This is a genomic window from Synechococcus sp. YX-04-1 (genome assembly GCF_030546365.1).
Classification (GTDB): Bacteria; Cyanobacteriota; Cyanobacteriia; order PCC-6307; family Cyanobiaceae; genus Parasynechococcus.
Genome location: NZ_JAUONZ010000002.1, coordinates 58594 through 83089 on the forward strand (window position 1 = coordinate 58594; position 24496 = coordinate 83089).

The 24496-nt window shown below is 60.7% G+C and carries 30 protein-coding genes; 15 read left to right on the forward strand and 15 right to left on the reverse strand.

From position 1 onward, the window contains the following. The first annotated feature begins 1 nt into the window (after position 1). Both secF and Q3Y53_RS03605 read left to right on the forward strand, forming a co-directional pair. Positions 2 to 991, forward strand: coding sequence for a protein translocase subunit SecF (gene secF / locus Q3Y53_RS03600; RefSeq protein ID WP_226424020.1), 990 nt, complete (start codon positions 2 to 4; stop codon positions 989 to 991). Continuing rightward, complete coding sequence (locus Q3Y53_RS03605; protein WP_226424019.1) at positions 984 to 1205, forward strand: hypothetical protein; 222 nt, start codon at positions 984 to 986, stop codon at positions 1203 to 1205. Before secF ends, Q3Y53_RS03605 begins: the two co-directional genes overlap by 8 nt. On the opposite strand, the gene Q3Y53_RS03610 is transcribed toward Q3Y53_RS03605, so the two are convergent. Continuing rightward, positions 1202 to 1438 (reverse strand): hypothetical protein, encoded by a 237-nt coding sequence (locus tag Q3Y53_RS03610; RefSeq protein WP_303532924.1) that lies wholly within the window; start codon positions 1436 to 1438, stop codon positions 1202 to 1204. The two genes, Q3Y53_RS03605 and Q3Y53_RS03610, sit on opposite strands and share 4 nt — an antisense overlap. A gap of 114 nt (positions 1439 to 1552) precedes the next feature. Between Q3Y53_RS03610 and Q3Y53_RS03615 the strand changes: the two genes are divergently transcribed. After that, positions 1553 to 1732, forward strand: a complete 180-nt coding sequence (locus Q3Y53_RS03615) for a hypothetical protein (protein ID WP_226424018.1) — start codon at positions 1553 to 1555, stop codon at positions 1730 to 1732. A 148-nt stretch (positions 1733 to 1880) separates the two neighbouring features. Here the strand turns inward: Q3Y53_RS03615 and Q3Y53_RS03620 are convergent, their stop codons facing one another. From Q3Y53_RS03620 to mnmH, 4 genes are read right to left on the reverse strand one after another with little or no spacing between them, the layout of a single operon-like run. Then, complete coding sequence (locus Q3Y53_RS03620) at positions 1881 to 2870, reverse strand: AI-2E family transporter (RefSeq protein ID WP_226424017.1); 990 nt, start codon at positions 2868 to 2870, stop codon at positions 1881 to 1883. Continuing rightward, positions 2867 to 3946, reverse strand: a complete 1080-nt coding sequence (locus Q3Y53_RS03625; RefSeq protein ID WP_226424016.1) for an AI-2E family transporter — start codon at positions 3944 to 3946, stop codon at positions 2867 to 2869. The genes Q3Y53_RS03620 and Q3Y53_RS03625 overlap by 4 nt, the downstream gene beginning before the upstream one ends. Further along, on the reverse strand, positions 3943 to 4326 hold the full coding sequence (gene psb28 / locus Q3Y53_RS03630; protein WP_226424015.1) for a photosystem II reaction center protein Psb28: 384 nt from the start codon (positions 4324 to 4326) through the stop codon (positions 3943 to 3945). Before psb28 ends, Q3Y53_RS03625 begins: the two co-directional genes overlap by 4 nt. Before the next feature lie 30 nt (positions 4327 to 4356). Next, entirely contained in the window at positions 4357 to 5400 is a 1044-nt protein-coding gene (gene mnmH / locus Q3Y53_RS03635) for a tRNA 2-selenouridine(34) synthase MnmH (protein ID WP_303534006.1), read from the reverse strand. Between the two features lie 39 nt (positions 5401 to 5439). On the opposite strand from mnmH, the gene Q3Y53_RS03640 reads away from it, so the two are divergent. Further along, positions 5440 to 6159, forward strand: coding sequence for a GUN4 domain-containing protein (locus Q3Y53_RS03640; RefSeq protein ID WP_226424429.1), 720 nt, complete (start codon positions 5440 to 5442; stop codon positions 6157 to 6159). Positions 6160 to 6212: 53 nt separating this feature from the next. After that, a complete protein-coding gene (locus tag Q3Y53_RS03645) occupies positions 6213 to 6650 on the forward strand; it encodes an ATP-binding protein (protein ID WP_303532934.1) in 438 nt (145 codons plus the stop codon). Here Q3Y53_RS03645 and Q3Y53_RS03650 read toward each other — a convergent pair. The 4 genes from Q3Y53_RS03650 to glnA all read right to left on the reverse strand — a co-directional run bounded on the left by Q3Y53_RS03650 (position 6610) and on the right by glnA (position 10195). Continuing rightward, a complete protein-coding gene (locus Q3Y53_RS03650; RefSeq protein WP_303532936.1) occupies positions 6610 to 6864 on the reverse strand; it encodes a DUF6439 family protein in 255 nt (84 codons plus the stop codon). The two genes, Q3Y53_RS03645 and Q3Y53_RS03650, sit on opposite strands and share 41 nt — an antisense overlap. A 356-nt stretch (positions 6865 to 7220) precedes the next feature. Further along, positions 7221 to 7511: a copper-binding protein gene (locus Q3Y53_RS03655; protein ID WP_226424012.1), complete on the reverse strand. Its 291-nt coding sequence runs from the start codon at positions 7509 to 7511 to the stop codon at positions 7221 to 7223. A 74-nt stretch (positions 7512 to 7585) separates the two neighbouring features. Continuing rightward, on the reverse strand, positions 7586 to 8659 hold the full coding sequence (locus tag Q3Y53_RS03660) for a class I SAM-dependent methyltransferase (protein WP_226424011.1): 1074 nt from the start codon (positions 8657 to 8659) through the stop codon (positions 7586 to 7588). Positions 8660 to 8773: 114 nt separating this feature from the next. Next, positions 8774 to 10195, reverse strand: a complete 1422-nt coding sequence (gene glnA / locus Q3Y53_RS03665) for a type I glutamate--ammonia ligase (protein ID WP_226424010.1) — start codon at positions 10193 to 10195, stop codon at positions 8774 to 8776. A 206-nt stretch (positions 10196 to 10401) separates the two neighbouring features. Here glnA and Q3Y53_RS03670 point away from each other — a divergent pair, with 206 nt between their 5' ends. Both Q3Y53_RS03670 and Q3Y53_RS03675 read left to right on the forward strand, forming a co-directional pair. After that, complete coding sequence (locus Q3Y53_RS03670; protein WP_226424009.1) at positions 10402 to 10926, forward strand: allophycocyanin subunit beta; 525 nt, start codon at positions 10402 to 10404, stop codon at positions 10924 to 10926. A 106-nt stretch (positions 10927 to 11032) separates the two neighbouring features. Next, complete coding sequence (locus Q3Y53_RS03675; protein WP_226424008.1) at positions 11033 to 12217, forward strand: alanine--glyoxylate aminotransferase family protein; 1185 nt, start codon at positions 11033 to 11035, stop codon at positions 12215 to 12217. On the opposite strand, the gene Q3Y53_RS03680 is transcribed toward Q3Y53_RS03675, so the two are convergent. Next, positions 12189 to 12632 (reverse strand): nucleoside deaminase, encoded by a 444-nt coding sequence (locus tag Q3Y53_RS03680; RefSeq protein ID WP_303534012.1) that lies wholly within the window; start codon positions 12630 to 12632, stop codon positions 12189 to 12191. The genes Q3Y53_RS03675 and Q3Y53_RS03680 overlap by 29 nt on opposite strands. Before the next feature lie 100 nt (positions 12633 to 12732). On the opposite strand from Q3Y53_RS03680, the gene Q3Y53_RS03685 reads away from it, so the two are divergent. Next, positions 12733 to 14142, forward strand: coding sequence for an aminotransferase class V-fold PLP-dependent enzyme (locus Q3Y53_RS03685; RefSeq protein WP_226424006.1), 1410 nt, complete (start codon positions 12733 to 12735; stop codon positions 14140 to 14142). A gap of 121 nt (positions 14143 to 14263) precedes the next feature. Here Q3Y53_RS03685 and Q3Y53_RS03690 read toward each other — a convergent pair whose 3' ends face one another. The 3 genes from Q3Y53_RS03690 to Q3Y53_RS03700 are packed head-to-tail and all read right to left on the reverse strand — an operon-like array spanning position 14264 to position 16930. Beyond that, positions 14264 to 15853: a YcjF family protein gene (locus Q3Y53_RS03690; RefSeq protein ID WP_303532942.1), complete on the reverse strand. Its 1590-nt coding sequence runs from the start codon at positions 15851 to 15853 to the stop codon at positions 14264 to 14266. 34 nt (positions 15854 to 15887) lie between these two features. Beyond that, positions 15888 to 16364 carry a signal peptidase II gene (gene lspA / locus Q3Y53_RS03695; RefSeq protein WP_303532945.1) on the reverse strand — a complete coding sequence of 159 codons (477 nt, stop codon included), beginning with the start codon at positions 16362 to 16364 and terminating at the stop codon, positions 15888 to 15890. Continuing rightward, positions 16361 to 16930 (reverse strand): biotin transporter BioY, encoded by a 570-nt coding sequence (locus tag Q3Y53_RS03700; protein WP_303532948.1) that lies wholly within the window; start codon positions 16928 to 16930, stop codon positions 16361 to 16363. The genes lspA and Q3Y53_RS03700 overlap by 4 nt, the downstream gene beginning before the upstream one ends. Before the next feature lie 56 nt (positions 16931 to 16986). Here Q3Y53_RS03700 and Q3Y53_RS03705 point away from each other — a divergent pair, with 56 nt between their 5' ends. Next, positions 16987 to 17214 (forward strand): NAD(P)H dehydrogenase assembly family protein, encoded by a 228-nt coding sequence (locus Q3Y53_RS03705; protein WP_226424002.1) that lies wholly within the window; start codon positions 16987 to 16989, stop codon positions 17212 to 17214. Here the strand turns inward: Q3Y53_RS03705 and Q3Y53_RS03710 are convergent. Together Q3Y53_RS03710 and Q3Y53_RS03715 are read right to left on the reverse strand one after the other, a co-directional pair. Further along, positions 17211 to 18467, reverse strand: coding sequence for a pitrilysin family protein (locus Q3Y53_RS03710; RefSeq protein ID WP_226424001.1), 1257 nt, complete (start codon positions 18465 to 18467; stop codon positions 17211 to 17213). The two genes, Q3Y53_RS03705 and Q3Y53_RS03710, sit on opposite strands and share 4 nt — an antisense overlap. Continuing rightward, a complete protein-coding gene (locus tag Q3Y53_RS03715; protein ID WP_303532953.1) occupies positions 18464 to 19747 on the reverse strand; it encodes a pitrilysin family protein in 1284 nt (427 codons plus the stop codon). Before Q3Y53_RS03715 ends, Q3Y53_RS03710 begins: the two co-directional genes overlap by 4 nt. 18 nt (positions 19748 to 19765) lie before the next feature. Between Q3Y53_RS03715 and Q3Y53_RS03720 the strand changes: the two genes are divergently transcribed. The 6 genes from Q3Y53_RS03720 (at position 19766) to Q3Y53_RS03745 (ending at position 24462) form a co-directional block, all read left to right on the forward strand. Further along, a complete protein-coding gene (locus Q3Y53_RS03720; RefSeq protein WP_303532956.1) occupies positions 19766 to 20509 on the forward strand; it encodes a phycocyanobilin:ferredoxin oxidoreductase in 744 nt (247 codons plus the stop codon). Continuing rightward, positions 20509 to 21405 carry an HlyD family efflux transporter periplasmic adaptor subunit gene (locus tag Q3Y53_RS03725; RefSeq protein WP_303532958.1) on the forward strand — a complete coding sequence of 299 codons (897 nt, stop codon included), beginning with the start codon at positions 20509 to 20511 and terminating at the stop codon, positions 21403 to 21405. The genes Q3Y53_RS03720 and Q3Y53_RS03725 overlap by 1 nt, the downstream gene beginning before the upstream one ends. Continuing rightward, entirely contained in the window at positions 21402 to 22571 is a 1170-nt protein-coding gene (gene devC / locus Q3Y53_RS03730; RefSeq protein WP_303532960.1) for an ABC transporter permease DevC, read from the forward strand. Before Q3Y53_RS03725 ends, devC begins: the two co-directional genes overlap by 4 nt. After that, complete coding sequence (locus Q3Y53_RS03735; protein ID WP_226423996.1) at positions 22571 to 23248, forward strand: DevA family ABC transporter ATP-binding protein; 678 nt, start codon at positions 22571 to 22573, stop codon at positions 23246 to 23248. Before devC ends, Q3Y53_RS03735 begins: the two co-directional genes overlap by 1 nt. Positions 23249 to 23284: 36 nt before the next feature. Next, the gene (locus Q3Y53_RS03740; RefSeq protein ID WP_006850288.1) at positions 23285 to 23440 is read left to right on the forward strand and encodes a hypothetical protein; all 156 of its coding nucleotides are present in this window, start codon (positions 23285 to 23287) and stop codon (positions 23438 to 23440) included. An 89-nt stretch (positions 23441 to 23529) separates the two neighbouring features. Then, positions 23530 to 24462, forward strand: coding sequence for a glycosyltransferase family 2 protein (locus Q3Y53_RS03745; RefSeq protein ID WP_303533003.1), 933 nt, complete (start codon positions 23530 to 23532; stop codon positions 24460 to 24462). Positions 24463 to 24496: the final 34 nt, after the last annotated feature.

Below are 24496 nucleotides of genomic sequence, written 5' to 3' on the forward strand. Positions count from 1 at the left end.
CATGACTGAAGCATCGTCATCGGCACAAGCGGGCACGGTCCTCAGCCTGCGCTGGTCCCTCAGCAGCATGCGCCGCAAGGTGTGGCTGATTTCTGGTCTGGTGGTTTTGATCAGTCTGTTGGGCTTGTTGCTCAGCTGGTTGGATCCTGGGATTCGTGCTCCCCTCCGTCCGGGCTTGGATTTCACCGGCGGCACGCAGATCCAACTGGAGCGTCGTTGTGATGACGCATGCGCTGAGCTCAAGGCGATTGCGGTCTCGGATGTGATCCGCAACCTGGACCTGCCTCAAGAGGAGGGCCAACCTCTCCCCAATCTGGGCGCACCCCGGGTTCAGCTTCTGGATGGGGGGCAGTCGTTGTTGTTGCGCCTGCCAACGTTGTCGGCTGCCCAGGGCCAAGCGGTCATTGCGGCCGTTGAACCCGTCGCAGGGCCGTTCCTCTCCGGTGGTCAATCGGTCGACACCATCGGGCCGAGCCTGGGCAAGCAACTGCTTCGCAGCAGCCTGATTTCTCTGCTGGTGGCCTTCAGCGGTATTGCGGCCTACATCAGCTTCCGCTACGACCGCCGCTACGCCTTCCTTGCCCTTGTGGCGCTGGCCCATGACGTAGCGATCGTGTGTGGTGTCTTCGCCTGGCTCGGGGTTGTGCTTCAGCTGGAGGTGGACAGCTTGTTTGCGGTTTCACTGCTGACGATTGCTGGTTATTCGGTCAACGACACGGTGGTGGTCTTCGATCGCATCCGCGAACGCAGCAAGGACGCCGCCGACTTGCCCCTCTCATTGCAAGTGGATCAAGCGGTTTCTGCCACATTGACCCGCACCCTCTACACCAGCGGAACCACCTTGCTGCCCCTCTTGGCTCTCGTGTTTTTCGGGGGGGCAACGCTGTATTGGTTTGCTATCGCCCTTGCCCTCGGGGTTGTTGTTGGTTCCTGGTCGAGTATCGCCCTGGCACCGTCGCTGCTCACGCTCTGGGACAGCGCCCGTGACTAATCCCAGCGCCGGTTCAGAGCGCAGACGCCGTGCTGTTCCGGCCCGTTGGTTCCCGATTCTGTTGATCCTGCTGGCTCTCGGTGATCTGCGCACCGAAGTCCTGCTGCTCAGTGATCAGTTCACCATGACAGGGCTTGGTTATGCCATTCGGCATCATCAGCTTGCTGTGCTGGTCTTGCTGGGTTCCGGTTCTTTGTGGCGTCGCTTCGGTTAGCGCTTGGGGCTGTTGCCAAATTCACGCCAGATCGAATCCCAGGTGCGTTGTTTCACGTCGGCATTCCACTGCCCCTGGCTGTGGGTTGAGGCCCACCACGATTCGAACAGATCGTGGGCTTCCTCGTGCAGCAACTCAGGGTCAAGATTCTCGCGAACCAGCTGCATCACGGCCTGCCTCAGTTCCTCATAACGGGAGAAATTGAAGATGACGTCCAATCCGGTTCGTCTCAAGACCTCTTGGACACACTATTGGATTGAAGGGCGTCAAGATGGCTTCTTCGGTATCGCGGTGAACGTCATTGCTTTTCAAGCCTGAGCTACGACTCGATTGGTTGCTCAGGTTCCATGGAGTTGAATCCTGGTCTTAGTGAGGTGGTGTTTGGCTTGCGTGCCGAGGTGGAAGCGCTGAAGGCGCGGTTGAGCCGAATTGAACGGGGGCAGGAGGTTGCGGTCTCCGCGGCTTACTGGCAAGCGGTTGAGCGAGAGCGCGATTCGAGCGAGAAAAAGAAACGTCAGCTGCTCTGAAGAAGACAAAAAAATGGGACCCTCTCCCAAGAGCCCCAATGCTCGACGAGTCGTTCTCACGACTCAGTAAAAATACTTAGTCAGGGCTGGTCTCAGGTGTGACCCTTGTTACCAAGTGTTCAGCTCGATACACGATTGGTTTCTCGGCTCACGCCCAGCGATCCATGATCTGCTGCACCACCACGCGCTGCATCAGCACCTGAAGCACCACCACCAGGGGAAGGGCTAGCAGAACACCAGGAAGTCCCAACAGGGCACCAAGGCTGAGCTGAGCTGTTAAGGCCACGGTGGGCAGCAGATTCACGGTTTTGCGAAGCAACAGCGGTGTGAGCAGAAAAGCCTCCAGGTTCTGCAGCACCAGGCGGAACACCAGCACCGACACCATCAATTGCGGCGACTGCAGCAGGGCCAATCCCGCGGGCAGTAGCGTTGCAGCGGTAGGGCCGATGGTCGGCACGAATGTGAGCAGGCCACAGACCAGGGCACTCAACAGGGCCAGGGGGGCTTTCAGCAGCAACAGGCCGCCCCAAGTAAGCAGAAACACTGTGGTGGCGGAAAGGGTCATGCCACTGAGCCACCCCCCCAACGCTTGACGGCATTCATCGAGCAGATGTTCCATCTGCTGACGTGCCGGTCGGGGCGTCATAGCCACCACCATGCGCCGATGGGCGTTGGGATCCAAGGCCAGCAGGATCGCGAGCAGAACCATCAAGAACAGTTGAATCAGCGAGTTCGCTGCACCTCCTGCGAAACCCAGCAACGGCTGAAGCCCTTTCAGATTGAGGCCCTCACCCAAAGCGTCATTCAGTTGCGCCAGGCGTGGCTCATTGCTCAGCAGGTCGGACACCTTGCTGACCAACTGCGGTAGATCCCGACCCAGTTGTTGGAACTGGCTGATCAGCTCCGGAACCAGCAGTTGCCCAAGCAGTCCCCCGGCCAAGATCAAAATCCCCAGCACGACAGCCAGGGCCTGGGGGCGCTCCAGTGGGGATCGCTTCTGAAGCTGAACAATCAGCACATCAAGGGCGACGGCTACAACCACGGCGCCGAATAGCACAAGGAGCACCCAGCGCAGGTGCCAGAGCAGCAGCACAAGCACCACAAGGGTGAGGGCGACGAGAAACGTGCCGGCTGTCATCGTGCCGGCTCCAGACGTTTCCAGCGGTCCAGCACATCGTGGATCAGCACCTCACGGATGATCACCTGCAGCACCACCGCCAGCGGCAGCGCCATCAACAGGCCGAGAGGTCCGAACAGCAACGTGAACAGAAATTGCGCTGCCAGGGTCAACCCTGGGAGCAGCTTCACCTGGTGGTGCATCACCGATGGTGTGATCACATAACTCTCGATGTTCTGGATCACCACGTAGGCACCCAGCACCGCAGCTGCTTTCCAGGGGGCATCCAACAGGGCTACCGCCATCGGAAAGATTGTGCTCATCGTGGGTCCCAGATTGGGAATCACGTTCAAAAGGCCTGCAAGGAGTGCATTGGCCAGAACGAGCTTCACTCCCAAAAGTGTTAACGCAATGCTGCACAGCACAAACACGGCTAGGGAGCTGATCAGCACACCCACCATCCAGCTGCTCAACGCAGCACCGCATTGATCCAGGATGCGGCGCCCCCGGCGTCGGTAGAAGGAGGGAATCAACTGAAGCCCAACACTCCGATAGGCCTGGGGCTGAATGCTGATCATCAGGGCCACCGCCACCACGAACAACAGACGCAGAACACCGTTGCCGAGGTTGCCCGCTAAACCGAGCAGACCCAGCAATCCATTGCCCACGCCAGCGGCGAGTGATGAACCGTCGGGCACGAGCTGGCGTGGACCGTTCAGGCCCAGTTCGTTGAGATCGGGGAATGCATCGACGCCATAAATGGACGCACTGATGCTGTCGATCCAACCGAGGCCTAGTCGAACCAGGGTCTGCCCCGCTTCCGGCAGCTTCTGCAACAACAGTGCAAATTCCTCGAGGAAAGGAGGGACAACAACGCCTGCCGCACCTGCCGCCACCAACAACAGCCCAACGATGCAGAGCAGCACGGCCAGGGGCCTCTGCATCGGCTGCCGCTCTCGAAGGATGCCCACCAGCGTGCACAACGCCATGGCTAGAACCACTGCTGCAAAAATCAGCAGCAGCAGATCACGCAGCGACCACAGCAGAACGATGGCTGCAATGAAGGCTGTCAATGACAGCCACTGGGGCAGTCTCAAGCTTGTTGATCGTCGGCCCCGTCAGTCTGATCGGAATCCTGGCTTTGTGAATAACCCAAGCCATTGGCATCGGCGTAGCGCTGGGCGAAGCGCATGAACCGTTCGAAGTCCTCTTCGGATTTCCATGAATAAACGGCTTCAAGGGCACTGGCGGTGCCGTTTACGAATTTGCCATTCACTTCGCGGGTGACCATTTCGCCTTCTTCATCCACCATCCACATTCCGGTGATGTCACCCATGGTTTCGGGAGCAATCGCAGCGGGCTGTTCGAAACGGAAAGTGGCTTGACCTGTACGGCCGTCACGGCTGCGGGTCAGACGGATGTCTGGCACCACCGGCTCGTTGACTCCCCGAAAGAACTGAATCGCTGCTTTGCTCACGTCGTTCTCGAACCATCGCTGGAGGCGATCTTAATCGGGGATTTCAATGAACCCCCGGTTGATCAACTTCTCGGCGGCTTCATCAGCGCTGAGCCCCGAGAGATCGATCGCCTCGCGTCTGGGCGTTCGCGCTAACTCATGGTCGTAACAGCGGTCGTAGTAGTCGAGCGTGGCGCGGCAGGCGCTGGCCCAGTCTTCCCTGGCAATCGCTTCGAGGGCTTCCTTGGTGCGCTGGGGGCCAAGGCGTCGACTGATCCGTTCGGTTGCCTCAGCCAGAGCGGCTCTCCCCTGGTGGCCGTACACCTGCACCAATTGGCTCACCCGTTCTCTTAGGTCGCGCTGAATCTCCAGCACAGGGGCCTGTTGCATCTGATCGAACAGAGGTTTGGGAATGCGGCAGCGGCCCACCTGGATGCTTTCAGCTTCCAACCAGATCGCCGTGGCCCCACGGTGGAGGTGTTGATCCAGAGCCTCAGCCAATTGGTTCTCGTAGTGCTCGGTGCTGGGTTGATCCGGCAGGCCCAGGCCGCCGAAACTGCTTCCGCGGTGGTTGGCAAGCCCTTCCAAATCAACGACGGCTGCACCGCGCGCCGCCATCGCCAACAGCAGATCGGTTTTCCCTGTTCCCGTGCGTCCGCCCATCACGCGAAGGGGCCAGGTCTGTTCAAATCGGCTCTGAGCCCAGCGCCGATAACTCTTGTATCCCCCTTGAAGGAGCCTCGGCTTGAGATCGATCTGCCGGGCAAGCCAGGCCACACTGGCCGAGCGCATTCCGCCCCGCCAGCAGTAGATCCGTGGATCCCCCTGGTGACGAAGGCCTTCCAGTTGACGGGCCAAGCTGCTGAGCTTGGGGCCTGTGAGTTCAAGCCCCAGGTGAATCGCTGGTGTCCGTCCCTGCTGCTTGTAGGCAGTGCCGACTGCGGCGCGTTCCTCATCGTCGAAGAGAGGCACGTTGATGGCCCCAGGCCAGTGGCCTTTCGCAAATTCGCTGGGGCTGCGCACGTCCACCAAAGGTCCCTTCAGCTCGCGCAGCTGCAGGATTTCGATTGAACATGTCTCGCCCATGCCTGACATAGTGGGCCACACCGAGCCAGTTGGGGCCGGTTGCGACTCATGCTCTCCGGTTCAACACCCGCCACAAAACTCAGCGTTGACCAGCTGCTGGATCGTTTCGCGAAGGGAACACCTCGCCAGCGACGTCCTCTGATCAAGCAGATCGAAACCCGTGTTGAGGAGCTGGCTGCTGTTGGACCAGAACTGCTCTCTGGTTTCGACCCCGCAGGTGATGACTGGGCTGCAGGTTGGATTTTGCAGGTGTTGCAACGCCACCAGCCCGATGCTGTTTCCGCTCTGATCCCGTCGTCCGATCGAGGCTGGTTGACCACAGATTCAGGGGCTGGCCTGGATTATGGGCCGCTGCAGCAGGAGCTGCTCCATCAGAACTTTGAGGAGGCAGATCGCATTACCAGTCAGTGCCTACGCGAATTAGCCGGTGATGCCGCCGTGAAACGGGGCTACGTCTATTTCTCAGAAGTAGCGCCGATGTCCGGCGTTGATCTGGTCAGTCTCGATCGACTCTGGACGGTGTATTCCCAAGGTCGCTTTGGCTTCACAGCCCAGTCCCAGTTGTTGTCAGCCCTCGATGGGCGTTACGAACGCCTTTGGCCCCGGATCGGCTGGAAATGCGATGGCGTCTGGACGCGTTATCCAAGTGCCTTCACCTGGTCGATCGAGGCCCCAGAGGGGCATATGCCGTTGATCAATCAGCTTCGTGGCGTTCGCCTGATGGATTCCCTGTTGAATCATCCGGCACTTGTGGCCCGGAGATTCTGACGGGACTTCCCATCAACGGTAAGTTCGAATAACTGACGTCTACATGCCCAACTGTGCCGTCCAAGAGGTTTCGCTGGGCTGAGTTCAACTTGCCGTCGACCCTGCAGTTGGCCCCTTTGCTGGAGCTGCTCACTGAGCCAGTTGGTTGTGTTCTCACCAGTCAGCGGATTGAACTGGGATTGCATGAAGCCCTGGTCAATGCCGTTCGCCATGGCAACGCTGAGAACCCTGCCAAGAAGCTGCGCGTTCGCCGCATCCTCACGCCCAATTGGATGGTCTGGCAGGTTCAAGATGAGGGTTGTGGCCTTCCACAGCAGTCCCGTACCGCAACTCTGCCGACCGCGCTTGATGCTGCCAGCGGCCGTGGATTGTTTTTGATCCACCAATGTTTTGATGATGTCCGCTGGAGCCGGCGCGGGAATCGCCTGCAGCTGGCCTGCCGCCGGCCCGTCAGTGACGCGGACAGCCCGGATCCTTCAACTCTCCTTTGAACCATCCGAGCGCCTGTTGGGTCAGCTTCTCCACGTCGGAGCTGTTCCCTTGGCGGAGCAGTTGCACCATCGCAGCCGCCAGCAACTCGGCTCCACGCCGCTGTCGGTTGCTCTTCAGCTGATGCCAGTCGCGATCGCCGATGCGGAGCAACTGATGCAGCTCTTCCGCCTTGGCTTTGGCGGAGTCGGGCCATGGGGCGTCGGGTGAAGTCATCCCTGGATCAGAAGATCGATCTAGTTTCGGGTGATGTGGGTGCAACGGCGTGGAACAGCGCAAAGGCAAACGTCCCAGCAGTGCATTGCGTTGGCTCCACCGTGCCTCCCGCCTTCTATTGCAAGGCCAATGTCAGGCCCATGCCCGGTCGGGTGTTGCTGCGCGGCGTTGGGTGCAACGAGGCAAACTTGGCTCCAACCTGATTAGCCAGCCACCTGTGGGATGGCCCCTCTCACCGTCTTCGGGGGAGCGCTTCTGGAGGGCAATGCGTTTTGGTGGAGCAGGGTTTGCTTTGGCTTGGTTTCTTGCTCGGCTCTGAATAGATCAGGAGAACAGGTCACCTGTTGGCGATGGGCCTAGCCAACCACCACCAGCGAATTGGAGGAGGGGGCAACCTCCTTCGTCGTTGACACTTCAGTGGGCTGCGCCATGTCCTGACCACGAAGCCAGGCATTGTGCAGAGCCCGCCTGCGTCGATCTTCAGATAAGACCAAACGATCGGCCGCTGCCTGAGGACTTTCCCCTGGCATCACAGCCGTGCGTAGGCAGATGCCGAAACCGTGGGCTTCCACCTGCACATGGCCTTCCATCAGCACCACCTGAAACGTCCAGCCCTGAAGCCAACGCAGCCGGAAGGGATTTGTCATGAAGTTCCCTTCAGAATCGAGCACACCCTATGGCTCGCAGCCGTTCGTGCAAGGGACGCTGTCAGGGAATCCCCTCAGCTGGCCTCTGCGATGGGTTTGCGCGCTGACCAGACCCGCGTCATGAAGTGGGTTTCCGCGGTGATGCCTTCGAACCCTGCAGCTGAGAGGCGGGCGTCGATGTCATCGCCGATGTAATCGCGGTAGTAGGGCTCATGGAAGACACGCCGGAAGTTTTCCATCACTGCAGCGAACTTGGGTGAGTCAGCCATCTGAACAGAGTCGGCCAGCACGAACACTCCACCAGGCTCGAGTACACGCCAGGCCTCGTTCAGGACGTTCTGGCGTGCTTCCGCCGGCAGTTCGTGCAACAGAAACACACTGGTAACGGCTTGAACCGATCCTCCCGCCAATGGCAAGGATTCTCCGTTGGCACGGATCAGCTGAACCAGCGATGCATCGCCGTCATTCAGCCAGCGGTTGGCTTGACGCAGGTACGACTCGGAGAGATCGGTTCCGATGAGCTGTGCGTGGGGCACAGCAGCCCGGATTTGGTGCAATGTCCGGCCCGTGCCGGTGGCCACATCGAGAATCTTCAGGGAGCCGGGTGCACGGTCTGCGAAGTGCTTCAAGCCCCGTTTCAGCGGAGCCAAGACCCGCCGTCGCATGGCATCGGCGGTGCCATTGAAGAGGATTTCCACCTGCAGGTCGTAGAGACCGGCCGAGTGGTCACTCAGATACCCGTCGGTTTGATGATGAAAATTCTGGAGGTAGTACTCGGGGTAAAGCTCTTTGTCGGTCTCCTTGGGCAGATCGCGCACGTTGCGCTCACGACGTCGATCCCAGGTGGAGGGAAGATCCATCCAAACCTGCGGGTAGCGGCTGACCCAGTCGAGCCAGGGGGCATCGAACAACAACTGCTCGGGGTAAATCCCCTGTTCGGCATCCTGCCAATCCTGTTCCTGGAGCTTGCCCATGTCCAGGCGAAGCTCTCCAAGAACTTCTGCGGACACGGGTTCCGTCTTGGGAACGGCATCGGGAGCCAGCAGCTCCATCAGCTTTGTGCTCAGCTCTTTGTGGGCCAGGCCCGCGATGCTTTTGCCTTGCTGAAGCGTTTGGTACGCAAGCTTGCTCAGGGGCGTTGATGCCATCGCGGATCCAGACAACAGCGCTATTCCAGCGAATGTGACGCGCAATCGCGTGCTTAGCAGTCCACAAAAAAACCCGCCTCCAGGGAGGCGGGTCGTGGGATGTATGGGCACTGATCAGGCGTCGTAGTACATGGTGAATTCGTGGGGGTGCGGCCGCTGGCGAAGCTGCTGAACCTCCTCGTACTTCAGGTCGATCCAGTTGTCGATGAAGTCGTCGCTGAACACGCCGCCAGCGGTGAGGAAGGCGCGATCGGCATTCAACGCTTCGAGAGCGCCGTTGAGTGACGCAGGAACTGTGGCGATCTTGGACAGCTCTTCAGCTGCCAGTTCGAACAGGTCGCGGTCTTCGCCATCGCCGGGATCAATCTGGTTCTTGATGCCGTCCAGACCGGCCATCAGCATGGCGCTGAAGGCGAGATAGGGGTTGGCAAGGGCATCACCCGAACGGAACTCGAGGCGCTTGGCTTTCGGGCTCGGGCCGGTGAGCGGGATCCGCACGGCGGCAGAGCGGTTGCCTTCGGAGTAGACGAGGTTGACCGGTGCTTCAAACCCGGGCACCAGACGCTTGTAGCTGTTGGTGGTGGGGTTGGTGAAGGCCAGGAAGGCGGGAGCATGCTTGAGGATGCCGCCGATGTACCAGCGGGCCGTCTGCGAGAGGTTGGCGTAGGTGCCTTCACCGAAGAACAGGGGCTGACCGCCCTTCCAAAGGCTCTGGTGCACGTGCATGCCGGAGCCATTGTCGTTGAACACCGGCTTGGGCATGAAGGTGGCCGTCTTGCCGTACTTCTTGGCCACGTTGCGAACGACATACTTGTACGTCATGACGTTGTCGGCGGCCTCGATCAGCTCAGCAAATTTCATGCCGAGTTCGTGCTGGCCCGCGCCAGCCACCTCGTGGTGGTGCTTCTCGGTGGGGATGCCCAGCTGACCCATCAGCAGGAGCATTTCGGAGCGGATGTCCTGTGCGGTGTCGTTGGGAGCGACAGGGAAGTAGCCCTCTTTCTCCTGGATCTTGTAAGCGAGGTTGCCGCCTTCCTCGATGCGTCCGGTGTTCCAGCCCGCCTCGATGGTGTCAACGCTGTAGAAGGAACCACCTTCGGCCGAGTTGTAGCGGACGTCGTCGAAGAGGAAGAACTCCGGCTCAGGGCCGAAGAAAGCCATGTCGGCCAGCCCGGTACTGGCCAGGTGGTTCAGAGCTCGCTGGGCTAGGGCGCGGGGGCAGCGCTCATAGGGCTGGCCGGTGCGTGGCTCCTGAATCGAGCAGATCATGCTCAGGGTCTTATGCCGGTAGAAGGGGTCCACCCAGGCGGTATTGGGGTCCGGCACCATGGCCATGTCGGAGGCCTGGATGCCTTTCCATCCGCGAATGGATGAGCCGTCAAATGCCAGGCCCTCAGTGAAGGACTCTTCCTCCAGCAGATCGGTGCAGACCGTGAGGTGCTGCCATTTGCCGTGCAGATCGGTGAATTTGAGGTCGATCAGTTCGATGCCTTCGTCCTTGATCTGGCGCAGGACGTCCTGGGGGGATTTCGACATAAGAAAGGACTGTTCGACTGAATTGTGCAGTGATGTGACCGTATAGAGCCACAAGTCACCATTTTGTATCAAGGGGTACGTTTTAACCGCTAGAGGGCGACTGCGTAACCGTTTCTGTCAACTTGGCTGAAATGCAGGCCTGCCAAAGGATCTGACCGCCTCAACGGTGTTAGCTTCCGCTGGGGATCCTCTGGAGATTCAGGGACATGCGCGATGCAATCAGCGGTCTGATCGGTCGCTACGACCAGTTGGGTCGTTATTTCGATCGTCCAGCGATCGACAGCATCAATGCGTACCTAGATGAATCCACGCTGCGGATTCAGGCCGTTGAGCTGATCAACGGCTCTGCTGCCGAGATTGTGCGTGAAGCCAGTCAGCGCTTGTTCCGGGATGAACCCGACCTGCTTCTGCCTGGCGGCAACGCTTACACCACCCGCCGGCTCGCCGCCTGCCTGCGGGACATGGACTATTTCCTTCGTTACGCCAGCTACGCCCTGGTGGCTGGTGACTCCACGATCCTCAATGAGCGTGTTCTGAACGGACTCGACGACACCTATAAGAGTCTCGGCGTACCCACCGGCCCAACAGTCCGCAGCATCGTTTTGTTGGGAGAAGTTGTTTCCGAGATGCTTCTGGCCAACGGTGCTGCATCCGATCAGCTCTCCACCGTCCTTCAGCCGTTTGATCACCTGGCCAAGGGCCTTGGTGAAACGAACGTGCGCCAGCGCTGAGCCCACAGGTTCAAGCAAGATTCGAACAGATTGCAATTGCGCTTTCCTCACCCTCCCAAGGGGCGTGACTGCGTAGGCTCACCATCACGAACCAACGATCAGGGCTTTGGCGACGACGAACTCACTCCTTCCTGTTGACGATCGTCACCGCAAAGCCTTTGCACCGATCGGCACACCCGACCGCCTTCTGCTTGGACCCGGCCCCTCAAATGCCCACCCAACGGTTCTGAAGGCTCTGTCGAGAACGCCGATTGGTCACCTTGATCCTCTCTACGTGGAGCTGATGGGTGAGGTCCAAGAGCTGCTGCGTTACGCCTGGCAGACCGACAACCGCCTCACACTTCCGATGAGCGGCACCGGCAGTGCTGCCATGGAGGCAACCCTGGCCAACACCGTCGAACCGGGAGACACCGTTCTCGTGGCGGTCAAGGGATACTTCGGCCTGCGACTGGCTGACATGGCCGGCCGCTACCGCGCTGAGGTGAAAACCATTGAGAAGCCCTGGGGTGAGTGGTTCTCCCTCGATGAGCTGGAAGCGGCGCTGATCGAGCACAAGCCTGCCATCCTGGCGATGGTTCATGCCGAAACCTCAACGGGTGTCTGCCAACCAATGGAGGGCATTGGCGACCTCTGCCGGAAGCACGATTGCCTGCTGCTGCTCGACACCGTCACCTCCCTGGGGGGTGTACCGCTTTACATCGACGAGTGGAAGGTTGATCTTGCCTACAGCTGCAGCCAGAAGGGCCTGAGCTGCCCTCCCGGACTCGGCCCCTTCACCATGGGTCCCCGTGCTGAGGCCAAGATGACAGCTCGTCAGGGCAAGGTTCCCAACTGGTACCTGGATGTCTCCCTGCTGAATCAGTACTGGGGAAGTGACCGCGTTTATCACCACACTGCGCCGGTCAACATGAACTTCGGCATGCGTGAGGCTCTGCGTCTTTTGGCAGAAGAAGGTCTCGATCAGGCCTGGGCACGCCATCGCAGCAATGCGGAGATGCTCTGGAGTGGTCTGGAAAGCCTCGGCCTTTCGATGCATGTCCCAGCCGACCGCCGATTGCCCACCCTCACCACGGTTCGCATTCCTGAAGGTGTGGATGGCAAGGCCTTTAGCCAACACCTGCTCAACAACCACGGCATCGAGGTGGGTGGCGGACTCGGCAGCCTGGCCGGAAAAATCTGGCGCATTGGTCTTATGGGGTACAACTCCAACCCTGAAAACGTGAACCGTCTGCTCAACCTGTTTGAGACAGAGCTGCCTCGCTTCAGCGGTTCTGTCGCCGCCGCTGCCTGAACCAGCGTTCCAGCTGCCCCCTCGCCTCAGGTTCGCGCACGCCCTGAATCACCCTCATGTGGTGATGAGCACTGGCATGGGTAGAGAGGTCAAGGCTTCCCCCCAGGCCACCGCGCTTGGGGTCTGTTGCCGCAAAAACCACAGTTCCCATGCGGGCCTGCACCAAGGCCCCTGCACACATGGGGCAGGGCTCGAGGGTGACGATCAGGGTGCAGTTGTTGAATCTCCAGTCGTCCTGAACGATCGCTGCCTGTTGCAAGGCCATTAGTTCGGCGTGCCCGAGGGGATCCCTGTGGCTCTGGCGCCGGTTGCGTCCATGGCCGATGGCTCGTCCCTCTCCATCGAGGATCACAGCGGCCACCGGCACTTCTCCCTCCACTCCAGCCTCCTCGGCGCGCTGGAGCAGAACGTCCATCCAGCGAGCGAACTCATCCCGCTGATCCACCGCTGTCCCACGTTGTCCTTTGAGCACCTTCCCACGAGACGCGAAGATCACTGCAGTTCACGGGTCTCCGTTGCAAGCCTGTTCCGAGTCTCAGCACCCCCCGGATCGGCTTGCTCCGTTCGCCATCCCCTCGGCTTCAGATCCGGTGCTGAGGGACTTCCTGCATCGCAGTTCAGATCTGCTCTGCCGTTGGATCGGCTCCGCTGATCGATCCAGCCCGGTCCCCGTCATGCGTCCCTTGCCTGATGTGGCCCCAGGTGTTGAGGGGGCTAGCGTTGAATCGCTGCTCAGTGACCTTCAGCAGGTGATGGATGGGGCGTATCAGCCGTCCCATCCCGGTGCTCTGGCCCATCTCGATCCACCCCCGCTCACCGCGTCAATTGCGGCGGAATTGGTCTGTGCAGGTCTCAACAACAACCTCCTGGCCGAGGAGCTTTCGCCTGGTCTGACAGGCCTTGAACATGACCTCTGCCGCTGGTTCTGCCACAGGATTGGCTTGCCCACGGGGTCTGGAGGGGTTCTGGCCAGCGGCGGAACCCTGAGCAATCTCATGGCGCTGGTGGCGGCACGGGCGGCGTTGGGGGCCAGACATCGGGATCCTGTGCTGCTGTGCAGCCAAGATGCACACGTCTCGATCAACAAGGCCGCAAGGGTGATGGGGCTGGCGGATGATGCGCTCCAGACGCTTCCCGTGGCTGCCGATGGTGGCCTTTGCCTCGAGGCTTTGGCTGAGCGTTTGAGATCCCTGCAAGCCGAGGGGCGTCCTTGCTTGGCGGTCGTGGCCACGGCCGGCACCACAGTGCGCGGAGCCATTGATCCTCTGTTGGATGTGGCAACCCTCTGCCGTGATGCTGAGGTCTGGTTGCATGTTGATGCTGCCATCGGCGGTGTGTTCGCGCTGAGTTCCAGCCATGCCTCTCTGATGGACGGCATGGAACTGGCGGATTCGATCACGCTCAACCCCCAGAAATTGCTGGGCATCACCAAGGCGTCATCCCTGCTCTTGCTGCGGGACCGAACCCATCTCCGTCAGGCCTTTTCAACGGGTTTGCCCTACATGGAGGCGCCCAAGGGGATGGATCATGGAGGGGAGATCGGCTTGCAGGGCACCCGACCTGCGGAGATCCTCAAGCTTTGGCTGGGCCTGCGTCAGTTGGGCGAGGCGGGCATCGAAGCGACGCTCGGCGGAGCTTTGCAACGGCGGACCGCCTTTGCCGCCCAGTTGGATCCAGAGAAGTTCACCTTGTTGGCCGGTGATCTTCACCTGCTGGCATTCCATGCCAAGGAGGGGGGCGTTGATGCAGCCGGCCGTTGGAGTGAAGCTACCCGACAAATGCTGCTGTCTCACGGCTACATGCTGTCGCGACCCTTCTACGGCGACCGTTTCTGTCTCAAGGCGGTTTTTGGTAACCCCCACACCACGGCTCAGCACCTCAGCGACTTGTCGGGACGACTGAATGGATCCCTGGCTCCAGCCTGATCGTTCACAATCGCCATCGTTTGTAAGGCTCCCATGTCGGAACAGCAGCAGGGTTCACGCTGGGTTGCCATCATCACCGGGGCGATCTCCGTGGCGATTGGTGTGCTCTATCTGCTCCTGATCACGGTTCTGGATGCCCGGGGTCCGATGCTTCCCCCTCCTGCTGAGGCCCTGGCCGGGGGGGAAGCCGTCCCGCCGCCGCCGTCTGAAGCGGTTCAACCACTTGCCGCATCGCACTGGCCAGAAAGCGCTGCAGTGAGAGTTCCCGTCGGTTGAGCTCAAAAGCCTGTTGAACAACGGTCTGCATGCCGCCGTCACCCCAGTCTTGGTCCTGCTCGAAATAGCGCATGAAACTGCTTCCTGCGATTCGGGTTAGCCATGCGGTCACCACCCCTTGGAGCACCTGACCCAGAACCAAGGTGGGCAAACTCAGGCTCAGGCTGGTGCCCAGCAAGCTCATGGCACCTTTGACGATGCCTAACTTGCCCAGAGTCTGTCCGAGGGACAGGGCCAGATCCTTGGCGCGATCACGGGACATCTCGACCCCGTAAATCTTGGCCATCTCCAGGATCATCTGGGCATTCACTGCTGCTGTGCTCAACAGATCCATCCCAGGCAGCGGGTTGGCGGCGACGATCCCCGCTCCCATCCAGCTGTAGCGGTCGATGCAGCGTTTGGCTTCCCGAGACCGCTGGTCGTTCAACAGGTCGCGCCCACGGCTGTCGAGGGATCGGCATTGCAAAAGGATGTTGTCGGCAATTAATTCCTCCCCCTCGGCGTGCAGCACGACGGCGAGGCGCTGCAGCAGATCGCTGACGTCAGGCAGCGGCTGCAGCGGGCGACGTCCTGGTTGAGGAATCGATTGAGGAGATGCACTGCAGGCCACCACATCCGCAGCGTTGAGCTGTCCCTGGCAACGGGAACGAAGCACTTGCAGGAGCCTCCTTTCCTCCTCAACACCGCGTAAATCCCGCTTGTTCAGCACCAGGAGCAGGCGCTTGCCGAGACTGGCGAGAGAGCTCACGACGGCGTATTCCGAGGCTCTGAGGTCTCCATCCACCACCACAATCAACAGGTCGGCGCGAACCGCCCGACGACGGGCTGTTTCCTCTCGGCTGAGGCCTTCTTCTCCAGCTTCCAGGATTCCTGGGGTGTCCACGAGCTGAAGACCACGCTCCAAACCTTTCAAACGCAGGCGGTAGGCACGGCTTGTTTTGGTCACGCCCATGGGCGCACCCACATCGCCGACCATTTCATTGAGTAGGGCACGGATCAGCGATGTCTTGCCACTCGATCCGGTGCCGAAGACCACAACCACCAGATCGCCTCGCTTCAGCTCCTCAGCGACCCGATCGCGTTCGTTCTGAAGGCTGCGGCGGCTGATGTCGTCCTGGATGCGTTCGATTAGACGATCCACATGGCCCAGGCTGGTGGTTGCGGCATCCCGGCGGTTCTTTGGAGCGGCGGTGGGTTGACTTTGGCGTTGGTCTGGGCGTGTTTTAAGGCGTTTCCACATCGGCCAACCCACCTGCACCGCCACGGTGGCCACCAGCACGAACCCCAGCAGCAGCACCGGCGTGAGCAACCAGGGAGGCAGGAAGTAACTCAGATCCCACAGCAGGCTGCGGATGGTCTGAACAGCAACGCCGATCAGCACGAGAGCCACAAAGGCAACGGCGAGACCGATCAGCAACCGGGTTTGGCGTTTCATGCCTGCGTCACACCAGCCTCAGGGCAAGTTTGGGTCAGCCACGGCTGCTGTCACCCCGGCGTGTGATGAGGTCGATGGCAAAGCAGAGCACAGCGAGATTGATGGCGACATCTGCTCCGTTGAAGATCGGGAAATCGATCGGTTGGAGCGCCAGAAAATCCACCACGTGCCCCAAACGCCAACGATCAAGACCATTGCCCAGGGTTCCGCCCAGAAGCGCCGCAGCGGCAAGGGCTTGCCAGAACGGCAGCACCCGTTCACGCCAGATCCACAAGATCAGCCCAATGCCAACACCAAAGCTGAGCAGCCCAAGCAGGGCAGTGGAGTTCTGAAGAACACTGAAGGCTGCGCCGGTGTTGTGCACCAATTGCAGGGAGAGCAGGTGTGGCAGCACTGGTAGGGATTGGCCCCCTTGCAAAGCGCAGGAGGCCGCAGCCTTGCTCAGCTGATCCATCATCACGATGACCAGGGCAATCAGCAGGGTTGAGCGACGCGGAAGTGCTCTCTTCATGGCTCGATAATTAACAACCGGCGCAGCACAACCGAGAGGAATCCTGCACCGATGCAGAGCAGCATTTGAGCCGGTAGCGGACCGATCGAAAACTGCATCAGCAGCTCGGGGAAGCCAAGGGACCATCGCCCCAACAGCGCCCCGAAGGCGAGATTCAGCACCCCGCAGATCTGGAGAACGAGCAGTCCCGCAAGGGCGCAGAGCGACTGTCTTGGCAGGTCATCCATGCCGTCCTGCTGCGCCAGCCGACCGGTGAGCCAAGCCGCGGGAACGAAGCCCGCCAGATAGCCGAAACCCGGTTCAAGCACGTAGCTCAACCCGCCACCGCCATGGAACACCGGCAGACTGAACAACCCCAGGGACAGATAGCCAACAGCGGCCATCACGCCGGCACGCGGTCCACTGACCATGGCGCAGAGCAGCAGCGCTGGTACCTGCCATGTGACGGGCAGGGGGAGAATGATTGGATTGGGGGCAGGCAGGAACAACGCGGCCGGAACAAGGCCACCGGCGAGGATGGCCAGCAGACCCGCCAGGGCACCACACCAGGAGGCGAGAGCCCTCACATCAGTCGCTCAACTCGGCCCATCCTGCTCGACAATGCAGATCCTGCCCAGTCCAGATGAAGGTATCGATTGGTGATCGCCTGCGCCTGTCGCAGCAGCTTGCATACCTCAAGTCGGCGGATCCGATGCCGATGCTGCGACCGCCTGATCTGGTCGCGGTCGGTGAGGTGGGCGAGGTGGTTGCGCTTCATCCCATTGACACGGTTGCCGTGCGTTTTCGCCGGGGAACGTTCCTGATCCCCCTCGACCGGTTGGATGCGGTGGATGCCGCTGAGGCGGACTAAGCAGCTGCCCGGCGCCGCCAGCGCCGGGCGAGCTGCTCCAGTGCGCCGGAGGTTCCGCACAGGCTGAGTCGTGGCTCGCTCAGCCAACGTTTGGCTGCCCGGCGAACATCCGTCGGTGTCAGCCCCGCGAGAGCCTCAACACAGCGCTGGTCATGATCGTCGGGCAACCCCTGAGCCTTCAGCTGAACGCGTCGCTCCGCCCGTTGGGAGCAGGTCTGCAGCCCCTGGGCAAGCTGACCGATGTATTTGGCCCGTGCGAGCTCCAGTGCGGCCTCACTGAGGGGCTGCTCACTCAGCTCATCCCAGATGTTCAGCAGCAACTCCAGAGCGAGCTCTGAGCGCTCCTCCACGCTGGAGGCCATCAGCACAAACGGCGCCGGCCCCGTCAGGGCAGGGAAGTGAGCTGCCACGTCGTAGGCCACGCCATGGTCTTCCCGTAGACGCTGGAACAGCAGACTCGACATGCCCACCCCCAGATGGCACTGCAACAAACGCAGCGCCAGTTCATCCGGGTGGCCATGTCCCAGCGTCGCCTGCCCAAGCATCAGAACCACCTGTTCGGTGTCCATTGGTTCGAGCTGGATCGTTTCGGTCCCAACCGCTTCGGCGTAGGGGCGGCGGCCTGAAGGATCTTTGCTGTTCCGCTGTGGCCAGTCGCGAAAGTCCTCAAGCGAGCGAATCTTGTCGATTATTTGGAGCGGGACGCTGCCCGCCAGGGCGAGAACGCTCGATGCCCCAGCCAGCCGTTCCGCCAGGGGAAGAAGTGCTTTGCGATCCAGATCAACCAACTCCTCAGCGATGCCCATGGGGTCGTGGCCGTAGCCCCCGTTGCCATAGGTGAGCTGCCTCCATCCGGTCGTGGCGCAATGGAAGGGGTCCTCCCGCTGCCGTTGCAAGGCCTGAATCGTGAGTGAACGTTCAAGAGCCACCTGGCCAGGCTCAAGCTGGGGGGAACGAACCATCTGTGCCAACAAGGGCAGAAGCTGCCCTGCGTCTTCCACCGTGCAGCGCAGGCTCAGCACAAGCGCGTCCTCCTGGGCATCACAGCGCAGACCTGCTCCGCATCCCTCAACAAGGTCCGCCAGTTCCACGTGGTTGTGTTGGCCGCAGCCGCGACTGAGCAGGGATGCCAGTAGGTCATGGGCTCCCCGTGTTTCGGCAGGATCGTCGGCGCTGCCATAAGGAAGCAGCAGTTTTGCGGCCAGAATCCCCGGGGTGGAGACCGGTTCGATCAGCAGTTCTGGGTTGCTCATCCGTTCTCCGTCTTGGCTTGGGCGGTCAGGACAAACGCCTGTTCGGGTTGCAGCCTGGGAAAGAGGTCTGAGCGAAGCCGCTCTGCCGTCCATGGCGGCAGGAAGGCCAGGGGGTGGAGCAGATCCTGCTGACGGTCCCAGAGTGTTTGGCTGGCGCTGAGTCCAGACACCTGGCCCGTCGATTCCAAGGCGTAGCGAAGTCCATTGCTCACCAGCTGCTGGCCCCGTTTCAGTTCCTGATCACTGACGAGCTCATCTGCCATGGCACGTAACTGCCGGTTCACCTCCTCTTCCACAGCCTCCAGATGCTCGTCCGGGCAGATCACCTCAAGCGTGATCAGGCTTCCCTGCTCCAGAACCGAGAGGTCCATCGACACGCTTTCAACGATCTGCAATTCCTCCCTCAAGCGGTTCACGAGACGACTGCGTCGTCCCTCCCCCAGCAGGGTTGTGGCGAGATCAGCCGCCATCACTCCGCCCTGATCCTGGGCCTGGGGTGCTTCCCAGAGCATCAGCAGTCGAGCTGATTCAAGCCGGTCCACAACAACGCTCTCGTGTCCAGGACGCACGCTCAGGGGGGATGACGGTGATGAAGGATCAGAGGCATCCAGGAGGCCAGCCAGAGCCGAGGACCCCACGGCACTGCGCAGCTCAGTTGATGCAGGCCCGGCCATCGCTAGGCAGCAGTTGGAACCTCGGTACTGCCGCTGGTGAAACGCCCGCATGGCTTCGGGCGTCATGGCCTCCAGGCTGCGGGGGGTACCCAGGATGGGTCGGCCGTAGGGGTGCTGGTTACAGCCCTTGCTCAACAGCAGTTGCAACACCTGCTCATTGGGTTGATCGGCGTATTGGGCGATCTCCTCAAGCACCACCCCCCGTTCCGTGTTGAACCCGTCTCGCTCGAGGCTTGGCAGTAACACCAGTTCGAGCAACAGATCCAACGCTTCGCGGGCTCGATCCGGCGGTGTCAGCACGTGGAAGTGAACGTCATCAAAACCTGTTGCGGCATTGCTGCTGCCCCCCAGAGCTTCGATGGCCTCGTCGAACGCCCCTGCGGGCAGCCGCTCACTTCCCTTGAACACCATGTGCTCCAGGAAATGGGCCATGCCCTCCTCCCCTGGCTGTTCACTGGCACTGCCGGCACGGCACCAGAGATCGAGACAGGTCAGGGGTGCATCCGGCATGTCGGCCGTCACGCAGCCCACTCCGTTGGGGAGGGTCCAATGGTCCAGTGGGGGACCGGAGAACGGAAGGTTCAGAACTGCGTGGCAAAGTTCCATTCTGTCCCTGCCCCTTCGATGCAGCCCAAGCCGCTGGCGCCACCGCCAGGACAGCATCCCCTCGTGCATGCCTTGGCGGCGGCGATCCGTAGTGCCTGGGCGGGATTGCCTGGCTTGGAGATCCTTCCCTGCGATGAGGATCTGCGCTTCATCCAGGGGCAACTCGATGGTGAAGGCCTATCGATCGGCAACGAGCTTTTTCGTTGCATCGGACTTCGCAAACTTCATTTGGAGGTCGCGCGACTCGGCAACGGACTGCAAATCCTCCACAGCGTCTGGTTCCCCGATCCCCATTACGACCTGCCGATTTTCGGGGCCGACATCGTGACGGGCCCCGCTGGCGTTTCCGCCGCGATCGTCGATCTTTCCCCCACCTCCGATGCCCTGCCGGAGCAGTTGATTCAGCGGCTGGAGGCCAAGCCCTGGCCTGCGTTCCGTCAGGTTCGGGACCTTCCGGCCTGGGGATCGGTCATCTTCTCGAACAAGGTGTGCTTCATCCGCCCCGATGGTGCTGACGAGGAAGAGGCCTTCTTGGAGTTGGTGAGCCACTACCTGCAGGTGATGGCCACCAGCGTGATGGAAGCGACTCCCGAACCTTCATCGGCTCTCACTACAGTCCGCCGGTACGAGGGTCAGTTGAACTATTGCCTTCAGCAGAAACGCAACGACAAGACCCGCCGCGTGCTCGAGAAGGCCTTCGATTCCGCCTGGGCCGATCGCTACATCGACATGCTTCTGTTCGACAACCCACCGGAACTCTGATGACCCCCAAGCGCTGGTCTGTTCTGGCTGGAAGTTTGGTCATTGCCGTCATTGGCGGTTGGTTGCTGAGGCCGACTCCCGAACCCAAACCGGTTGAACCGGCGCCTGCACCCACGGTTCGTCCGGAAGCGGTTGCTGCCCTGGGGCAGCTGGAGCCTGCCGGGGACATCCGCAATCTGGCCGCTCCCAATGCGGGTATGGCGGGGACACCCCGGGTGTCAGCCCTCAATGTGAATGAGGGCGATCTGATCAAGCGGGGCCAGGTGTTGGCGTCTTTCGATCACCGGGATGGCCTCCTCGCTGATCTGGAGCGTATCGATGCGCAGCTGCGCAGCCTCGACCAGGAGATTCGTCTTCAGACCATCGAAGTGGAGCGCTTCAGCAAAGCCGCTGATTGGGGTGCAGCTGAATTGACTCTGGTGGACAACAAGCGTGAAGAGCTGGTGCGCCTTCAGGGAAAGCGGGATCAGGCCCGGGCGGAGCGCAAAGGGCTCCAGGCCGACCTCGTGCTGAGCCAGCTGATCTCGCCCCTTGATGGTGTTGTGCTCAAGCTGCATGCCCGTGCAGGCGAGCGCCCTGGTGCGGATGGGGTAATGGATGTGGGGGCCAACCAGGCGATGCAGGCCAGCATCGAGGTCTATGAATCCGATATCTCCCTGATCCGCCTCGATCAGTCCGTGCGCCTTATTAGCGAGAACGGTGGTTTCCGCGGTGAACTTGCCGGTCGCGTTCTGCGCATCAGCCCGCAGGTGGAACAACGGTCTGTTCTTTCCACCGATCCCACCGGCGATGCGGATGCCCGTGTTGTGGTGGTTGATGTGGTGCTTAACCCTGAAGATTCCGCCAAGGTCAGCCGTCTGGCTGGTTTGAAGGTGATCGCCCGCTTCGATCCATGAACCGGTTCTGGCGGGGGCGTCGGATTCCTCTCTCCTGGTTGTTGCTGACGCGCCAGCCCGTTCGCTTGCTGGTGGCACTTGCCGGCATCAGCTTTGCGGGAATTCTGATGTTCATGCAGCTCGGATTCCGTGATGGTCTGTTCGATGCCAGCGTCACGGCGCACCGGCTGTTCGATGCCGATGTCGTTCTGATCAGTCCCCGCTCCGCCAGCTCCGTGAGCATGGAAGCCTTTCCAAGGCGGCGGCTGGTTCAGACCTTGGCCGATTCCGATGTCGACGGGGTGACCCCGGTGCACTGGGGGCTGATGCTCTGGCGGAACCCTGAAACGCGTCGCAACCGGTCGATCCTGGCGTTGGGCTTCAATCCCGACGACCCGTTCTTTGTCGACCCATCCCTGGCTGAAAAAACTGATGCTCTCAAACAGAAAGGGCGGATCCTGTTTGATCAGCTGTCACGCCCCGAATTCGGCCCCATTGCCGATTGGTATCGCGATGGCCGGGTGGTCGAAACTGAGATCGCTGGCAACCGAGTCCGTGTCGCCGGTCTGGTGAGTCTGGGCACCAGCTTCGGTGCCGACGGCAATCTGCTCACGAGCACTGAGACGTTCCTCGATCTGATGCCCCAGAAGCCGCCTGGGGCGATCGAAGTGGGTTTGGTGCGGTTGAAGCCAGGAGCGGATCCTGAGCAGGTGGTGTCCCGACTAGGCCAGCGACTGCCCAAGGATGTTTTGGTGCTGACCAAGCAGGGCTTCATCGATTTCGAGCAGAACTACTGGAAAAGCAGCACCTCGATCGGTTTCATTTTCACCCTCGGCGCTGCCATGGGCTTCGTGGTGGGCTGCGTGATCGTGTACCAGGTGCTTTACACCGATGTGAGTGATCACCTGCCGGAGTACGCCACCTTGATGGCGATGGGCTATCGCCTCAGTCATCTGTTGGGGGTGGTGGTCCGTGAGGGCTTCTATCTGGCGGCGATGGGGTACGTCCCCGCCTACCTGGCCGGTCAGGGGCTGTATTGGTTCGTTCGTGACGCCACCAAGCTGCCCGTCGGCATGGATCTTTCCCGGGCGTTGACCGTGCTGGTGATGATCTTGGTGATGTGCATGTTGTCGTCTTTCCTGGCCATGCGTCGTCTCATCGATGCAGACCCTGCGGAGATCTTCTGATGGCAGCTGTAGTTGTCGACAACCTCTCTCATGCCTTTGGCCAAGGGGGAATGCGCCGCGAGGTTCTTCAGAACATCAGTTTCAACATTGAGCCGGGCGAAGTGGTTTTGCTGACCGGTCCCTCCGGCTGTGGCAAGACAACTCTGCTCACCTTGATCGGCGCCTTACGGACGGTTCAGCAGGGCCAGGTGTCGGTGCTTGGTCAATCACTTCATGGGGCCGGCCGTCGGTGCCGCCAGCAGGTGCGCAGGCGCATTGGCATGATTTTTCAGGGCCACAACCTCCTGCGCTGCCTCACTGCAGAACAGAACGTGCAGATGGGAGCCGATCTTCTGCCTGATCTCAGTTACAGGGCTCGTCGGGATGAAGCCCGTCAGTGGCTCCGTGCCGTCGGTCTGGAGGACCACATGGGCAAAGTTCCTCACGACTTATCCGGTGGACAGAAGCAACGGGTCGCTATTGCCCGTGCCCTTGCCGCAAACCCTCGGCTGCTCCTTGCTGACGAACCCACCGCTGCATTAGATAGCCGCACGGGTCGGGAGGTGGTGGAGTTGCTTCGCCGACTGGCCCGTGAACAATCCTGCGCGGTGCTGATGGTGACCCATGACCCGCGCATCGTTGATGTCGCCGATCGCCTGCTTCAAATGGAGGATGGGCGTTTAATGAATGCTGTTTAGTAGGATGAATGTTGATATCAGAGCCCGCAGTTCCGCATGGCCAAGCGCAGAAACCTGAAGAAAGAAAAGCAGGAGCGGAACCGCGCCTACGCGCGCAAGTTCAAGAAGCGCAAGATGCGGAACGATGGCCGCGGTGAAGGCGCTGGTAATGGTGTGACCGGAACCGCCAACAACGGTGGTGCCGCCGACTGATCAGCGGATCAAATCATCCATAAAAAGGGGCCTTCGGGCCCCTTTTTTGTTGTTCGTAGGCTGGGTTCCCTTCTGCATCGGCCGTCGCGATGTTCGTCAGCGTCGTTATTCCGACCTACAACCGACGCCCGATCCTCGAGAAATGCCTCTCGGCACTGGAAGATCAGCAGCTTGCTGGAGCTCTTCAGGACTACGAGGTTGTTGTGGTCGACGACGGTTCCAGCGATGGAACGCCGTCGTGGCTGAGGGAGCAAGCCATTCGTTTTCCCCATGTGCGCCTGATTGAGCAGGCGCATGGTGGTCCTGCGGAGGGTCGGAACCGCGGCGTGGATCACGCCCGTGGTGATGTGATCGTTTTCATCGACAGCGACCTGGTGGTCACAGAGACCTTTCTGGCCACCCATGCACGGGCGTTGCAGCAGTGCTGGCACCGGCGTGGTGATCGGCTCTGCTTCACCTATGGCGCTGTCATCAACACCGCCAACTTCGAAGCACCTTGCACGGAACGCCACAAATTACGTGACTTGTCCTGGGCTTATTTCGCCACCGGGAATGTGGCCATTGATCGGGAGGTATTGGAGCGTTCAGGCCTTTTCGACACTGGTTTTCGCCTATACGGCTGGGAGGACCTGGAACTGGGTGAGCGCCTGCGGCGAATGGGGGTGGAGTTGGTGAAGTGTCCCGACGCGGTCGGTTACCACTGGCACCCCGCCCTAACCCTCGATCAGATCCCCCGCCTTGTGGATGTGGAGGGAGAACGGGCCCGTATGGGGCTTGTCTTCTACCGCAAACATCCAACCAGGCGGGTGCGTCTGATCATCCAGTTCACCTGGTTCCATCGCATCCTTTGGGAAGTGCTCAACCTCGGCGGGCTGATCAATCCCTCCAGCCTTCGCCCGCTGCTCCGCTGGCTGATCCGGCGTGGCTATCCGGGAACAGCGATGGAGCTGCTTCGTTTGCCCCTCAATCGCATTGGTGTGCGCGCCCTGTTCCGTGAAGCCAAAGCGGCGGGACTTCGCTGATCAACGTTTTGATACCTTCTATAAGTCCTTTCAC

Bases quoted from the DNA above. Each gene is read 5' to 3' on its own strand.
- secF (WP_226424020.1), top strand. From the start codon at position 2: ATGACTGAAGCATCGTCATCGGCACAAGCGGGCACGGTCCTCAGCCTG.
- Q3Y53_RS03615 (WP_226424018.1), top strand. From the start codon at position 1,553: ATGGAGTTGAATCCTGGTCTTAGTGAGGTGGTGTTTGGCTTGCGTGCC.
- Q3Y53_RS03620 (WP_226424017.1), bottom strand. From the start codon at position 2,870: ATGACAGCCGGCACGTTTCTCGTCGCCCTCACCCTTGTGGTGCTTGTG.
- mnmH (WP_303534006.1), bottom strand. From the start codon at position 5,400: ATGTCAGGCATGGGCGAGACATGTTCAATCGAAATCCTGCAGCTGCGC.
- Q3Y53_RS03640 (WP_226424429.1), top strand. From the start codon at position 5,440: ATGCTCTCCGGTTCAACACCCGCCACAAAACTCAGCGTTGACCAGCTG.
- Q3Y53_RS03650 (WP_303532936.1), bottom strand. From the start codon at position 6,864: ATGACTTCACCCGACGCCCCATGGCCCGACTCCGCCAAAGCCAAGGCG.
- Q3Y53_RS03655 (WP_226424012.1), bottom strand. From the start codon at position 7,511: ATGACAAATCCCTTCCGGCTGCGTTGGCTTCAGGGCTGGACGTTTCAG.
- Q3Y53_RS03660 (WP_226424011.1), bottom strand. From the start codon at position 8,659: ATGGCATCAACGCCCCTGAGCAAGCTTGCGTACCAAACGCTTCAGCAA.
- glnA (WP_226424010.1), bottom strand. From the start codon at position 10,195: ATGTCGAAATCCCCCCAGGACGTCCTGCGCCAGATCAAGGACGAAGGC.
- Q3Y53_RS03670 (WP_226424009.1), top strand. From the start codon at position 10,402: ATGCGCGATGCAATCAGCGGTCTGATCGGTCGCTACGACCAGTTGGGT.
- Q3Y53_RS03680 (WP_303534012.1), bottom strand. From the start codon at position 12,632: ATGGACGTTCTGCTCCAGCGCGCCGAGGAGGCTGGAGTGGAGGGAGAA.
- Q3Y53_RS03690 (WP_303532942.1), bottom strand. From the start codon at position 15,853: ATGAAACGCCAAACCCGGTTGCTGATCGGTCTCGCCGTTGCCTTTGTG.
- lspA (WP_303532945.1), bottom strand. From the start codon at position 16,364: ATGAAGAGAGCACTTCCGCGTCGCTCAACCCTGCTGATTGCCCTGGTC.
- Q3Y53_RS03705 (WP_226424002.1), top strand. From the start codon at position 16,987: ATGAAGGTATCGATTGGTGATCGCCTGCGCCTGTCGCAGCAGCTTGCA.
- Q3Y53_RS03710 (WP_226424001.1), bottom strand. From the start codon at position 18,467: ATGAGCAACCCAGAACTGCTGATCGAACCGGTCTCCACCCCGGGGATT.
- Q3Y53_RS03715 (WP_303532953.1), bottom strand. From the start codon at position 19,747: ATGGAACTTTGCCACGCAGTTCTGAACCTTCCGTTCTCCGGTCCCCCA.
- Q3Y53_RS03720 (WP_303532956.1), top strand. From the start codon at position 19,766: ATGCAGCCCAAGCCGCTGGCGCCACCGCCAGGACAGCATCCCCTCGTG.
- Q3Y53_RS03725 (WP_303532958.1), top strand. From the start codon at position 20,509: ATGACCCCCAAGCGCTGGTCTGTTCTGGCTGGAAGTTTGGTCATTGCC.
- devC (WP_303532960.1), top strand. From the start codon at position 21,402: ATGAACCGGTTCTGGCGGGGGCGTCGGATTCCTCTCTCCTGGTTGTTG.
- Q3Y53_RS03735 (WP_226423996.1), top strand. From the start codon at position 22,571: ATGGCAGCTGTAGTTGTCGACAACCTCTCTCATGCCTTTGGCCAAGGG.
- Q3Y53_RS03740 (WP_006850288.1), top strand. From the start codon at position 23,285: ATGGCCAAGCGCAGAAACCTGAAGAAAGAAAAGCAGGAGCGGAACCGC.
- Q3Y53_RS03745 (WP_303533003.1), top strand. From the start codon at position 23,530: ATGTTCGTCAGCGTCGTTATTCCGACCTACAACCGACGCCCGATCCTC.